This window comes from Variovorax multivorans (assembly GCF_051216835.1).
Taxonomy (GTDB): Bacteria; Pseudomonadota; Gammaproteobacteria; order Burkholderiales; family Burkholderiaceae_C; genus Variovorax.
This window is the reverse complement of record NZ_JBPJZL010000004.1, coordinates 162068-176196: the sequence shown is the minus strand read 5'-3', so window position 1 is coordinate 176196 and position 14129 is coordinate 162068. Positions and strand designations below refer to the sequence as shown.

Here is a 14129-nt window from a genome sequence, read left to right as displayed (position 1 = left end):
AGGACCTGCATCAAGTTGCAGTGCGCCTTCGCACGGGCCCGCCGGTCCAGGCTCGGCATCTTCCACGCGAAATGACCTCCTCCCTCACACACAGCCGGAGCATTCCATGACCTTCCTCAATTTCTTCCGCCTCGCGGGTATCACAGCCGTACTCGCCACGGCCTTCAATGCCCATGCCGACAGCTTCACGTCGTCCGTGGCCTCCAGTGCCGGCTCGGCGTCCAGCGGCAGCGTGTCCGCGTCGCTGCGCGGCTCGAGCAAGAGTTCGTTCGACGGCGACAAGGTGGCCGAAGGCGACTACCGCATCACGGAAGTCGCGCAAGCCACAGGCCGCGAGGGCTTCACGCGCGTCGCGATGCAGAGCGACAGCGACGCGCAGCAGCGCATCGTGCTCGAACTGCCGCAAGCCACTTTCGCGAAGGAACGCCTGGGCCTCGGCGATCTCGTGCACGCGCAACAACGCACCTACGGCACCGCCTTTGCACGTGGCGACACGCGCGAGGCGTTCTACCTCGTGCTGGCCGACGACTGGTACGGGGGGCTCGCCGCGCGCCCCGTGAGCCTTTGATCGTCGCCCGCCGTCTGTTGCTGCTGGGACTCTCGGCCTTCCTCGCCTTGGCGGGTGGCGTTGTGCATGCGGCGTCTTCGCAGTTCTGCGATCGCGCGAAACCGCTCACCGCAAGCCAGCAGGATCGCCTGCTGCGTTTCACCGCCGTCGTGCAGGAAGCGCTTTCAGCCACAGGCAGCGACGCTGTGCTGATCAGCCGTTCCGGACTCGATCTCTCGCGCTTCCGCATCCGCTACTCCCACGCCGCCATCGCCTGGAAAGCCGCGGACGGCACCTGGTCCGCGCGGCAGCTGTACTACGCCTGCGACGAAGGGCATCCGCGCCTCTACGACCAGGGCCTGGCCGGCTTCGTCATGGGCATCGACGACTCCGCGCTGGGCTACGTCTCCATCGTCGCCCTGCCCTCCGAAGCGGCACAGGCGCTGCGCAGCGCGGCGCTCGACACGCCACGCGCCCTGCATCTGCTGGCCGCGCGCTACAGCGCCAATGCCTATCCGTTCAGCCTGCGCTACCAGAACTGCAACCAGTGGGTCATGGAGCTGCTCGCCGTGGCGTGGGGCGAGTTGCCCGACGGAGACGACCTGCGAGAGCGCGCTCAGCAATGGTTGCGCGAGGCGCCCTACAAGCCCGAGCCGGTCGATGTCGGCTCGCACGCGCTCGTCTTTGCGTCGAACTTCGTGCCGCTGCTGCATCTGGACGACCACCCGCAGGACGACATCTATGCGCTGAAGTTGCGCGTCAGCCTGCCCTCGACCGTGGAAGCCTTTGTGCGCGAACAACGCCCCGGGAGCGAGCGCATCGAGTTGTGCCACGACAGCAGGCAGGTCGTGGTGCACCGCGGCTGGGAGCCCGTCGTCGACGGCTGCCAGCCCGGCGCAAGCGATCGCGTCGTCCTTCTCGACTGAAACACTCAAAGGCAAACGACAGGAAATGAAATACCTCTCCAGCTTTGCAGTCGCTCACGCCGCGGTCCTCGCGATGGTGGTTGGCGTCTTTCTGATGGACGGCTGCGCGCACAGGCAACCCGACATGTCCCCGAATGCTCCAGCCGCGCTGGCTTCGACACCGGCAAGGGGTTCCAACCCATGAATGTCCTGTTTCTCAGATCCGGAAACGGAACGCGCGACGAACTTGGCGGCGTGCTCGGACGATGTGGCCTGGCTGTCGACGTGATCGACTCCCGCGATGCCGACGCATGGCTTTTCACAAGCAAGCCGTACGCACTGATTCTTCTCGACGCCGCGCAGCCAGCTGCCGCGCACGTGACGATACGTTCCGTTCGGCGCAGCAGCAGTGCCCCGCTGCTGGTGCTGACGCAACGAGACCAGGTGGCCGACCGTCTCGAAGGACTGGCGCAGGGCGCGACCGAGTACCTGGTCAAGCCTTGTGCACCCGCCGATCTGGTCGCGCGTGCCTGGGCGCTGGCGTCAGGCGGTCATGGTCCGGAGGCGGCCGTCCTGCGGCTGGCGGACCTGGCCATCGACCGCGCGAGCGGCAAGGCGTTTCGGCAAGGCGTGGATCTCGGCCTCAGTGCCACGCTGTTCGAGCTTCTGGACGCGCTGATGGCACGCAGGGGCCAGGTACTGTCGCGCGCCGAGCTGATCAAGGCCGTGTGGGGAGCGAGCAACGGCGAGCGGGACAACATGGTCACGGTCGGCATCCTCAGGCTTCGCCAGAAACTGGACGACCCCTTCGACCTGAAACTGCTCCACACCGTGCGCGGCGAGGGCTACGTGCTGGCGCTGCGCAACGACCACTAGGGCCGAAGACCCTTCAGTTCTAGGTCGACGTGCCGGTTTCCCCGACGAGACGCTGCGCCGTCTCCAGCAGCAGCGGCGCGATGCGCACCACCATCGTGTCCTTGGGCAGAAGGTAGGCGGGGCCGCCGCAACTCACGGAGTAGCGCTCGCCGCGCGGACCCTCCAGTGCGAAGCCGATGGCGTGGATATGCGGATTCCATTCGCCAAAAGAGCCGCAGTAGCCCAGCCGGTCGTACTCGTCGAGGCTGGCCATCAGGCCAGGCTCGATGGCGTTCCAGCTTTCCCCGCTTTCGGTCCGGATCTGCGCCAGCAATTCGGCTTTTTCCGGCGTGGGCAGCGCCGCCAGATAGGCGCGCCCGGCGGCCGAGGTGGCGATGGCCATGCGCGTGCCCACCTCGATGCGCGAGCTGATGACCACGGAGCGTGGCCGCAGCGAATCGATGACGAGCATGTCGAGCTCGTCGCGTACGCCCATGTGCACGCTCACGCCCGCAGACTCCGACAGCGCCGCCAGGTGCGGCCGTGCCACCGTGCGCAGGTCGAAATGGCGCAGGTAGCGGCTACTCATGTCCAGCAGCGCCGGGCCGAGGCTGAAGCGCTCGCTGTCCTGCGACTGTCGCAAATACCCCGCACTCACCAGCGTGGCGGTGAGCCGCGACACCGTGGCCTTGGGGATGCCCGTGGTGTCTGCCAGTTCGCGATTGCCTATCGGTGCCGATGCCATGCCGATGACCCGGAGAAGGGCCAATCCCCTGGCGAGCGCACTTACTTCTTCTTTGCCGCCAATCGCGTCATTCATGTATCCAAACCTTTTTATGTCCCTGATGCTCCTCATTTTTCAGCAAAAAACGGTTGACGCGCCACTTATCGTGAAGTAGCGATTTTTGGAACACCGTTTCAACTGAAAATTTGCGGGCCGTGACAGGCCCGCCTCCCGGGGAGAAAGCGCGCGATGCGCTTCGGGTTCAGGCGGCTTGCGCGACAGGCTCGCGCGCCATCGCCATCACCTCGTGCGCAGGCAGCGTCTTGAGCCGGTGATCGCTCCAGACCTGGCGCCAGCGGCGTGCGCCCGGCAGGCCGTTGCGCAGGCCCAGCATGTGCCGCGCGATCGACCACCACTGCGTGCCGTGCTCGGCCGCCTCGCGGGCCATGTAGTCGCACATCAGCGATTCGACCTCTTCGCGCGTCAGCGGCTGTGCTTCGGCGCCGAAGAACTCGGCGTCCCATTCGGCCAGCCACCAGGGGTTGTGATACGCCTCGCGCCCGACCATCACGCCGTCGAGCAGGCGCAGGTGTTCATGCACCTGCGCGTTGACCGAAATGCCGCCGTTGATGGCAAAGCACAACGCCGGAAACTCGTGCTTCAGCCGGTGCACCAGCTCGTAGCGCAGCGGCGGAATCTCGCGGTTCTGCTTCGGGCTCAGGCCCTGCAGCCACGCATTGCGCGCATGCACGATGAAAGTCTGGCAGCCGGCCTCGCTCACCTGGCCGACGAAGTCGCGCACGAATTCGTAGCTCTCGATCTTGTCGATGCCGATGCGGTGCTTGACCGTGACGGGCACGCCCACCACATCGACCATCGCCTTCACGCAGTCGGCCACCAGCTGTGGCTCGTTCATCAGGCAGGCGCCGAACGCGCCGCGCTGCACGCGCTCGCTCGGGCAGCCGCAGTTGAGGTTGATCTCGTCGTAGCCCCACTCTTCGCCAAGCTTCGAGCAATGCGCAAGGTCAGCCGGTTCGCTGCCGCCGAGCTGCAGTGCCACCGGATGCTCTTCAGCGTTGAAGCGCAGGTGACGGGGCACGTCGCCATGCACCAGCGCGCCGGTCGTCACCATCTCGGTGTAGAGCAGCGCGTGGCGCGACAGCAGGCGATGGAGGTACCGGCAATGGCGGTCCGTCCAATCCATCATCGGGGCGACCGAGATAGTTTTCTCTTTTAAATTCAATGGCTTAGCGTTGTCACTCATACACTTGGAACCCCGCCAACCGTTCGAAGACCAAGGATCCGACCTCGCTCGCCGGTCCTGTCAGCATCTGCACGGGCATCGGCTACATCAAGCCGGTAGTTTCTCATGCGGCAAGGATTCAGGGGATTCGCGCGCAATGTCTCCGACGCGCAAGCTCCGGTCGTGCCTGGCCACTACCGGCCGGTGGACCGGCCGCTGACAAACATCGAGCAGCTGGCCGAGCACCATGATGTCGCGCACCTCGTGCTGCTGCAACCCAGCGTCTACGACTACGACAACACGGTGATGCTCGAAGCCCTGCGTCAGGGCAACGGCCGGCATCGGGGCGTGGCAGTGCTGGAGTCCGGCACGACCGACGCGCAATGGCATCGATGCATTCCCGCGGCGTGCGAGGCGTGCGAGGCGTGCGAGGCGTGCGATTCAACCTTGTATCGCCGGTTGGCAATGACCGGGACATCGACGCGCACTTTCATGCACTCGCCCCCGCGCATCCAGCCGGTGGGATGGCATGTGCAGTGGTACGCGCGGCCGGAGCATTGGTCCCGGATCGCAGACCTGGGGCTCCGACTGGCCGCACACGAGCTTCGCGCCTGACGCCTTGCCGGTCTATTCGAGCGTCTGGGAGCCGGTCGCTCGCGTCATCGACGCTGCCCAGCAGGTGCAGATCATGCGTATTTCTCCCGAGGCGCTGTACGGCTGAAGACGGCCCAGGGCATCCGTCGCAGTGCGTCGTCCAGGCAAATACTGCCCTCCCCGACCGACAGCGACTCTCCAGTCAGCAGGTTCTCGAGCACCGCTGAGCGGACGCCTTCGGGAAGGCGCACCGTCGTGCCCTTCCATCTCGTCGCCTCAGGAAGCGCCGGAATCGCACCGTCATCCGCGCCGCGGCGCGAGAGATCGACGAACAACCGCCCCGCCACAACCACGAGCACCTGGTCCTCATGCCTGCGCGCAAAGGCCACGACATGCTTCGACAGCGGCCCTTCGACCGCCAGCGGCTCGTAGCTTCCTTCGCTGAACAGCAAAGGCTGCTCCCGCCGCAGCGACAGCAGGCGCCAGATGAACCAGAGCTTGGCGCGGCCGTCATGCGGCGCCTCGACCATCGAGCGCACCCGCGCTGCCAGGCCATCCCCTTCCTGGCCAACCATTGCCCGCAGCGCGGCCAGCCGCCGCTGGCGCAGGGCGTAGTCCACCGGGCGCCGGTTATCCGGATCGACCAGGCTCAGTTCGATGAGCTCGCTGCCCTGGTAGAGATCGGGCACACCGGGCGAGCTGTATTTCAGCAGCGTGAGCGTGAGGCTGTTCCATGCGCCGAACCATGACAGCGTGTCTGCCAGCCGTTGGATGTCCGCAAGGCATGCACTCTTTTCCGGATCGGCCAGCAGCTCGCGCACGAAACGCTCGAGCGCGGCCTCGTAGCCCGCATCGGGCTGGGACCATCTCGTGCGCAGCTTGGCCTCGCGGGCAGCCTTCTGCATGTATTGCCAGATGCGGTCGCTGTAGCCGGGTACCGTGCCGGCATCGAGCCCGCCAAGAGGCAGGGTGCCGAGCAGCGTCTGGTACAGCAGGTATTCGTCGGCACGCGACGGCGCCTCGCCGCCGGCCAGTTTCTTCCGCGTGCCGCGGCACAGGCCATGCCAGCGCGTCAGGGCCAGCACCCACTCGTTGGGTATTTCGGACAGCACGTCGATCCGGTTGCGCACGTCTTCCGACCGCTTGTTGTCGTGCGTCGAAGTCGCCAGCATGGTGTGGGGCCAGCGCAGAGCGCGGTCGGCGCTCGCAGCATGGAATGCGTCGATCTCGATGCCGAACAGGTCCGGTTCGCCCCCCACCTCGTTGAGCGAGCTGAGCGGAAAGTAGCGGTAGAAAGCCGTGTCCTCCACGCCCTTCGCCGCCACCGGTGCACTGAACTGCTGGAAGCGCAGTGCGAAGCGGCGCACCCGTTCGCCCAACGTCGGCGCAGCGGAAGCGACGGCCTCTCCCCGCAACGCGCACCGCACGAAATCGAAGATCGAGCGGTCGGCGTCCCCGCTCTGCCGGGCGGCTTCGTCGACGGCCTCGTCGATGAAGCGCGCGTCCTGCTCCGACGGCCGTTCGACGATGTAGGTCCGGTAGACCGGCATGCACGCACCGACATCCGCCAGCGCGCGGCGCAGCGCATTGAGCGTGTAGTCGCGCGTGCTGCGGTGGGCCCTTGCGATGCGCAGCAGCTCGGTCGAGAGCACGTTCAGCTCCGACGCGAGCGCATTGCGCATCACCTCGCGCCGGCCGGCGCGCGACACCGAGGCGAAGTCTTCCATCTCGCCGGTGAAGCGTTGCCACGCGTGCACCACGCTCGCCTCGGCCGCGGTATCGACCAGCACGCCGTTTGCCACGTTCGCGAAGCGATAGCCGGTGGTGCCGTGCACATGCCAGCTCTCGGGCACCTCTTCGTGTGCACCGGCGATCTTCTCGGCCACCACGTACAGAGGCCGCGCGGGCCGCCCCTGCGCGTCATGTGTGGGCAGCATCAGCCCGGCGCGTCGCGCATAGCCTTCCTGCAGCTTGAGGAAGTACTCGGCCGGGTCGTAGAGCCCGTCGGGGTGGTCGATGCGCAGGCCGTCCACCACGCCGGATGCGGCGAGGTCCAGCGCGAACGACTGCGTGGCCTCGAACACCTCCTCGCGCTCCATGCGCACGGCCGCGAGATCGTTGATGTCGAAGAAGCGCCGGTAGTTGATTTCGTCCGCCGCCACCCGCCAATGCGCGAGCCGGTACGCCTGCAGCTCGATCAGCTTGTGCAGTGCGTCGCGCGCTTCCGGCAATGTGAGGTTCAGTTCCGCCACCGACGCAACGAGCGCCTGCACCACCGAAGGATGGCGCTGGGCAAGCCGCGCCAGCCGGGCCTTGAGCAATTCCTTGTCGCGCACGCGTTCTGCCTGCTCCTGCGCAGAGGCCGTGCCGCGCCCCGGCAGATGACCGAAAGCGGTCGACAAACTCGCCAGTCGCCCCGATGCCGCTGCGTCGCCCAGCCGCGCCAGCGCCCGTTCGAGCACCACGGGATAGCTTTCGGGCGCCAGCGGAAACCGGTGGTCGTAGTAGCCGATGGCAAAGCTGCCGCTCACGTCCTCGAAGCGCAGGATCAGCTCGCCGTTTTCCAGCGCCTCGCCGTAGTGCACGCCCAGCACGGGCAGCAGCACCTTGCCGGTCAGCTCGACGTTGAGCGGCTGCCAGTCGATGTCGAAGTGCTGCGCGAACAGCGACGCGGGTCCGTTCTCCAGCACGTCCATCCACCACGCGTTGTCGGCGCCGAACACGCCCATGTGGTTGGGCACCATGTCCAGCAGCTGCCCGAGGCCGTTGACCTTCAGCGCCGCGACGAAGCGCGCAAAGCCTTCTTCGCCACCGAGCTCGGGGTTGATCTCCGCATGCGCCACCACGTCGTAGCCGTGCATGCTGCCTGCGCGGGCGCGCTGGATCGGCGAGCAGTACACATGGCTCACGCCGAGCTTCGCAAGATACGGCAGCACGCGGATCGCGTCGTCGAAGCCGAAATCCTTGTGGAACTGCAGCCGGTAGGTGGCGCGAGGCACGCGAGTCGTCAGACCCGGTGACTCACTTCGCCCGGCCGATTCGAACTGGCGCGGCCGTGCTGCGCGCAGCGCCTCGCCCAGCCCGCGCATGCGCTCTCCGCCGGCCAGCGCCGCCACCGACCCGGGCAGCTTGCGCCGCCAGTTCGGATGCTCGTCCACCGTGCCGGGCATGTTGGCCTGCGCCACCACGCCCGCCACGTCCTCGAGCTGAACCATCATCAACGCCGACGGCGCAGCCGCCAGAAAAGCGTGCACCGCTTCCACGATGCGCGCGGACGGCATCGCGAGCCCGGCCGCCTGCGCCACTTCCTCGCGCGACACCAGGCCCGCCTGCTGCAAGGCCTGCATCAACTCGATGCGCTCCTGCGCCCGGTCCATCAGCTGCTTGTCGAAGATCGCCGGATCGGGAAACAGGCCCAGCGCGAGCCGCTCGCGCAAATCGTCGGCCGTCCACCAGCCCGCGAAGGTCGCGAGGTCGTGCGTGCTGATCGCGACCAGGGCAGCCGGCGGATAGGCCTCGGGCTGCGTGAAACGGCCGTCGCGCTGCTTCTCGAAATACAGCAGGCGGTAAGACAGCACGTCGGCCTGCGCCAGCGCATCGCGCACCGCATCTTCGACCGTGCCAAGGTCCTCGCCCACGACCATGCAGCGGTGGCGGTGGCTCTCGATCGCCACGATGGCGAGCATCTCGTCGAGCGGGTAGTAGACGTACGCGCCCTCGCGTGCGCCGCGGCCCTGCGGAATCCAGAACAGGCGCATCAGGCCCATCACGTGGTCGATGCGCAGCGCGCCCGCGCCGCGCATGCTCGCGCGCAGCGTCTCGATGAAGAAGCGATAGCCATCGGTGCGCAAGCGGTCAGGGCGCAGCGGCGGCAGGCCCCAGCCTTGCCCGGCGGGGTTGAACTCGTCCGGCGGCGCGCCGACGCTGGCGCCCTCCGCAAACACCTGCTGCGCGCCCCAGGTGTCGGAGCCGGCGCGGTCGACCGACACCGCCAGGTCCACGTACAGGCCCACACCCATGCCGAGCGCATCGCAGCGCGCGGCCGCCCGTGCCAGTTGCCGGGTGGCCAGCCACTGGAGGTACTGGTGAAACTGCACGCGCTGCGCATGCGCCACGGCGAATGCGGTCACCTCGGCGGAATCCGGGTCCCTGTAGGCGCTGGGCCATGCATGCCAATCCCAAGCGCCGCCTTCGGCTGCAAGAAAGTGCGCGTGCAGTGCTTCGAAAAGAGCGTGCTGCCGCAACGCCTCGCCGCGCTCCGCGACGAAGGCCAGAAACTCCCTGCCCGTCTCGTCGGGCGCGCCTTCCTGAGGCAGGTGCCGCGCGCAGAAATGGCCGAAGAGCAATTCGAGCACTTCGAACTTCGCCGCGGCCACTCCCGCGTAATCCACCAGCTGCGTCGCGCGCAGCGCAGCGAGCCGCGCCTGGAAGTCAGGCGAATGCACCCGCTCGCGGGCCGGGTCGCAGTCTGCAAAACCATCCACTGCTTCCACGTCGATGTAGAGCACGTTGAGTTGCTGGCGCGACGACGGGCTGTACGGGCTCGCATTCGATGGCGTGCTCGCGAACAGCGCGTGCAGCGGGTTGAGGCCGATGATGTCCGCGCCCTGCGCTGCCATGCGCATGGCGAGTTCTTCCAGATCGCTGAAGTCGCCGATGCCCCAGTTCCTCGGCGAGCGCAGGCTGTAGAGCTGCACCGCCGCGCCCCACACGCGACCGCCATCGCGAATCGCGAGCGGCCGGTAGCAGCGGCCGGGCGTTGCAAGAACCTGCGTCTCGCCGCGCAGGCCTTCGATGCGCAACCGGTGATAGCCCGCTTCGAGCGCCAACGGCATCTGCAGAACGCGCTCGCACAGGCAAATGCCATCGATGTCGATGCGGCCGGTCTCGAGCAACGCCTCGGCGTCGGCCTCGCCTTGCAGCTCGCGCCCCTGCTCGTCGCCAAGCTGCCAGCGCAGCCGCCGCATGGACGCCGGCAGCCGCAACGACACCGACCACGCAGCGCTGCCGGCCTGCACGACCCGCACCGGCGGCAGCGCCTGCGCCCAACGCGCGCGATGTGCGGCCTCCAATGCACGGTCTGCGTCAGCTGCGCCGTCGAGCCGCACGCCGAACTCGCCCAGCAGCGCGATCAGGCTTTCGGCGGAAGCCTCGCGCCGCGCGCCGAAGGCATCGAAATAACCGGTGGCAATGCCGAAGTGCGCGCACAGCCGCCCGAGATCGCCCGTCACAGGGCCGTGGCCTGCTTCATCCGCCATGCAGCGCTTCCAGCGTCACGCGCACCGCGCCGCGCGCCAGGTGCAACGCGCCTTCGTTATCGGCCGTCGCCCCGTCGCTGTAGACCACCTCGCCGGGTGGCGCCGTAGCGCCCTCCACAGGCTGCGCGCCGAAATGAGCGAGCAGATGCAATCGCGCCGACGCCATGTCCCACTGCACCTGGAGCATGTCGTTCTCGCACCGGTAGACGCCCGCGCCCGCCATGCCGGCGAGCCGCGGCACGATCAGGCGGTGACGCAGGTCCAGCAGCTGCTGCACCTCGCTGAGCCTTGAAAAATGCGCGCGTGTCCCGCGCTCGCGCCAGCGCAGCTTCGAGGCCAGGAAGGTTTCCTCGGCATTCGGGTCCGGAATGCGCGCGCGCGCGGCTTCGTCCGCGAACATCGCGAATCCGCCGAACTCCGCACGCCGCCCTTCGGACACTGCCGCCGCAAGCTCCGGCCCGAAGTCGCAGAAATACTGGAAAGGCGTAGAGGCCGCGAACTCGTCGCCCATGAACAGCATCGGCACGTGCGGCGACAGCAGCAGGCAGACCAGCGCCGCGCGCACCAGCACCGGATCGCCGAGCGCGTGAATGCGCTCGCCGAAGGCGCGGTTGCCGACCTGGTCGTGCGTCTGCAGGAAAGACACGAACGCCTGCGGCGGCAACCGCGTGCTCGGCTCGCCGCGCCGTTCGCCATGCCTGAAAGCCGACGGCTGCCCCTGGTAGATGAAGCCTTCGGCCAGCGCGCAGGCGAAGCGGCACACCGGGTCGTCGGCATAGTCGGCGTAGTAACCATCGCGCTCGCCGGTGGCCAGCACGTGCACCGCGTGGTGCAGGTCGTCGTTCCACTGCGCCGTGCCGGCCACTGGCATGCCGCGGCCGTCGCGCATCAGCATCGAGGCCTGGTTGGCATCGTTCTCCAGCACCAGGTGAACATGGCGCTCGCGGGCCGGCCCGGCATCGAGCGCCTCGCGGATCTCGTTCACGATGTGCGGCCGCGTCTCGTCGTGAATGGCATGAATCGCATCCATGCGCAGGCCGTCGAAGCGGAACTCCTCCACCCAGTAGAGCGCGTTGTGAATGAAGAAGTCGCGCACCGTGCGCGAGCCCGGCCCGTCGAAGTTGATCGCGGCGCCCCACGGCGTCTGGTGTCCGGGGTTGAAGAACTCGGGGCAGTACGCATGCAGGTAGTTGCCTTCCGGCCCGAAGTGGTTGTAGACCACGTCGAGCAGCACCATCAGCCCCAGCGAGTGCGCCGTGTCGACCAGCGCCTTGAGTTCGTCGGGTGCGCCGTACGAGGCATCGGGCGCGAACGGCAGCACGCCGTCGTAGCCCCAGTTGCGCTGCCCCGGAAAATCCGCGACCGGCATGAGCTCGATGACGGTGATGCCGAGTTCTGCAAGTTCGCCCAGCCGTTCGCGCGCGGCGCTGAAGCTCCCCTCTTCGGTGAAGGTGCCGACATGCAGCTCGTAGACCACCGCTTCTTCCCACGGGCGACCGCGCCAAGCGCCATCGGTCCACTCGAAGCGCTGCGGGTCGATGACCACGCTCGGGCCGTGCACGTCCTCTGGGTTGAAGCGCGACGCCGGGTCAGGCACGCGCGTGCCGTCGGGCAGGCGGTAGCGGTAGCTGTCGCCATGCCCCACCCCGGGCACGGCCAGACGATGCCAGCCCTTGCCATCGCGCGTCATCGGCTGCGACGAGGTTTCGCCAGCCACCGCGTGGTGTTCGAGCATGACGATTTCCGCCGACGGGGCCCAGAGCGCGAAGTCCGCGCCATCGGCATGCACCGTGGCGCCGAACGGCATGCGATGTGTATGAGCGCTCATGGCCGCACATCCGGCCGGCTCAGCACAACGAGCGAGCGGCATTGAAGTGGATAGCTGGGCTGCGCCCATGCCGGGGCGAGCGCTGCTGCGTCCTCGGTGGCGAGCGGCGGCGTGCTGCTGGCCGTGTCGACCAGCAAGCGCCACGCACCATGCGGCATCGGGGGCAGCGTGAAGGCAATCTCGTCGTGGTGGGCGTTGAGCAGCACCAGGAAGTCGTCGTCGTGCTGCACCTCGCCGCGCGGCCCGTGGTCGGCAATGCCGCCGCCGGGGATGTACATCGCGATGCAGCGCGCATTGGCGTCGTTCCAGTCTTCCGGCCGCATCTCCTGGCCGTCGGGCTTGAGCCAGTGAACGTCGGTCACGGTCTCGCCTTCGGCCGGCTTGCCCGCGAAGAAGGTGCGGCGCCGGAACGAAGGGTGCGCGCGGCGCAGCGCCACCATGCGTTCGACGAAAGTCGCGAGCGCCAGGCGCTCGGGCGTGGAGGTCCAGTCGATCCAGCCAAGCTCGTTGTCCTGGCAGTAGACGTTGTTGTTGCCCTGCTGCGTGTGGCCGCGCTCGTCGCCCGCCAGCAGCATCGGAACGCCCTGCGACAGCAGCAGCGTGGCCAGCAGGTTGCGCTTCTGGCGCTCGCGCAGGGCCACTACTTCGGGGTCGTCGGTGGGGCCCTCGACGCCGCAGTTCCACGACACGTTGTGGCTGTTGCCGTCGCGGTTGTCCTCGCCGTTGGCTTCGTTGTGCTTGTCGTTGTAGGAGACCAGGTCGTGCAACGTGAAGCCGTCGTGTGCGGTGATGAAGTTGATGCTGGCGCTGGGCCGCTTGCCCGACCAGCCGTACAGGTCCTCGGAACCGGTGACGCGCTTGGCCACCTCGCCGATGAGCCCGCCGTCACCTTTCCAGAAGCCGCGCAGGCCGTCGCGGTACTGGTCGTTCCACTCGGCCCAGCCGAGCGGGAAGTTGCCGACCTGGTAGCCGCCGTGGCCCAGGTCCCAGGGCTCGGCGATGAGCTTCACGCGGTTGAGCGTGGGGTCCTGGCGGATCGCGTCGAAGAAGCCACCGAGGTTCTCGACCTTGCCGGCCTCGCGCGCCAGCGCCGACGCCAGGTCGAAGCGGAAGCCGTCGACGTGCATCTCCTCGGCCCAGTAGCGCAGCGAGTCCATCACCAGCTGCAGCGCGTGCGGATGCTCCAGGTTCACGGTGTTGCCGCAGCCGGTGAAGTCGTCGTAGTAGCGGCGGTTCTCGGCGTTGGCGATGTAGTACGAGGCGTTGTCCACGCCGCGCATCGACAGCGTGGGCCCGAGCTGGTTGCCTTCGCAGGTGTGGTTGTAGACCACGTCGAGGATCACCTCGATGCCCGCCGAGTGCAGCGTCTTCACCATGGTCTTGAACTCCTTCACCTTGCCCGAGGCGCTGTAGCGCATCTCGGGGGCGAAGTAGGCCAGCGTGTTGTAGCCCCAGTAGTTCTGCAGGCCCTTCTCGGCCAGGTGCCGGTCGTTGAGGAAGCTGTGCACGGGCAGCAGCTCGACCGTGGTCACGCCCAGGCGCTTGAGGTAGTCGACCACCGGCGCGCAGCCGAGTGCGGCATAGGTGCCGCGCAGCCCGGGCGGCACGTCGGGGTGCGTCATGGTGAAGCCGCGCACGTGCATCTCGTAGATCACCATGTCCTGCCACGGCACTGAGGGGCGCCGGTCATCGCCCCAGGTGAAGGCGGTTTCGAGCACGCGGCCCTTCGGCATCAGCGGTGCGCTGTCGCGGCGGTCGAAGGAGAGGTCTTCGCGCTTGCTGCCCACGGTGTAGCCGTAGAGCGCATCGCCCCAGCGCAGGTCGCCCACCAGGTCCTTGGCGTACGGGTCGACCAGCAGCTTGTGGGCATTGAAGCGATGCCCCTCCTCGGGCTTGTAGGGCCCGTGCACGCGGTAGCCGTAGGCCTGCCCTGGGCGCGCCTCGGGCAGGTAGCAGTGCCATACGCCGTCAGTGCGTTCGCGCATCAGGATGCGCTGCAGCTCCTGGCGGCCACGCTCGTCGAACAGGCACAGCTCGACCTTGTCCGAGTGCTGCGAGAACAAGGCGAAGTTCACGCCCTCTCCGTCCCAGGTCGCACCACGGGGATAGGGCCGGCCGGGCCACACAGCGTTGATCGTCGGATTGGTTTTTCGTGTCATTCGGGTGCGTTCAGCG

The 14129-nt window shown here is 67.6% G+C and carries 9 protein-coding genes; 4 read left to right on the top strand and 5 right to left on the bottom strand.

Features of this window, described 5'->3' with window-relative positions:
- The first annotated feature begins 106 nt into the window (after nucleotides 1–106).
- From ACSFCA_RS11040 to ACSFCA_RS11030, 3 genes are all read left to right on the top strand, one after another.
- On the top strand, nucleotides 107–568 hold the full coding sequence (locus tag ACSFCA_RS11040; RefSeq protein ID WP_435459547.1) for a hypothetical protein: 462 nt from the start codon (nucleotides 107–109) through the stop codon (nucleotides 566–568).
- Nucleotides 568–1473, top strand: a complete 906-nt coding sequence (locus tag ACSFCA_RS11035; protein WP_375338480.1) for a DUF2145 domain-containing protein — start codon at nucleotides 568–570, stop codon at nucleotides 1471–1473. Before ACSFCA_RS11040 ends, ACSFCA_RS11035 begins: the two co-directional genes overlap by 1 nt.
- 180 nt (nucleotides 1474–1653) lie before the next feature.
- Nucleotides 1654–2328, top strand: coding sequence for a winged helix-turn-helix domain-containing protein (locus ACSFCA_RS11030; protein WP_258349895.1), 675 nt, complete (start codon nucleotides 1654–1656; stop codon nucleotides 2326–2328).
- Between the two features lie 19 nt (nucleotides 2329–2347).
- Here the strand turns inward: ACSFCA_RS11030 and ACSFCA_RS11025 are convergent, their stop codons facing one another.
- Nucleotides 2348–3127 (bottom strand): IclR family transcriptional regulator, encoded by a 780-nt coding sequence (locus tag ACSFCA_RS11025; RefSeq protein WP_258349896.1) that lies wholly within the window; start codon nucleotides 3125–3127, stop codon nucleotides 2348–2350.
- Between the two features lie 166 nt (nucleotides 3128–3293).
- Nucleotides 3294–4295, bottom strand: a complete 1002-nt coding sequence (dusA, locus tag ACSFCA_RS11020; RefSeq protein WP_435459546.1) for a tRNA dihydrouridine(20/20a) synthase DusA — start codon at nucleotides 4293–4295, stop codon at nucleotides 3294–3296.
- 105 nt (nucleotides 4296–4400) lie between these two features.
- Here dusA and ACSFCA_RS11015 point away from each other — a divergent pair, with 105 nt between their 5' ends.
- Entirely contained in the window at nucleotides 4401–4889 is a 489-nt protein-coding gene (locus tag ACSFCA_RS11015; RefSeq protein WP_435459545.1) for a hypothetical protein, read from the top strand.
- 71 nt (nucleotides 4890–4960) lie between these two features.
- Here ACSFCA_RS11015 and ACSFCA_RS11010 read toward each other — a convergent pair whose 3' ends face one another.
- The 3 genes from ACSFCA_RS11010 to glgX are packed head-to-tail and all read right to left on the bottom strand — an operon-like array spanning nucleotide 4961 to nucleotide 14113.
- Nucleotides 4961–10126, bottom strand: coding sequence for a malto-oligosyltrehalose synthase (locus ACSFCA_RS11010; protein ID WP_435459544.1), 5166 nt, complete (start codon nucleotides 10124–10126; stop codon nucleotides 4961–4963).
- Nucleotides 10116–11954, bottom strand: a complete 1839-nt coding sequence (treZ, locus tag ACSFCA_RS11005) for a malto-oligosyltrehalose trehalohydrolase (RefSeq protein WP_435459543.1) — start codon at nucleotides 11952–11954, stop codon at nucleotides 10116–10118. The genes ACSFCA_RS11010 and treZ overlap by 11 nt, the downstream gene beginning before the upstream one ends.
- Complete coding sequence (glgX, locus tag ACSFCA_RS11000) at nucleotides 11951–14113, bottom strand: glycogen debranching protein GlgX (RefSeq protein ID WP_258349901.1); 2163 nt, start codon at nucleotides 14111–14113, stop codon at nucleotides 11951–11953. Before glgX ends, treZ begins: the two co-directional genes overlap by 4 nt.
- Nucleotides 14114–14129: the final 16 nt, after the last annotated feature.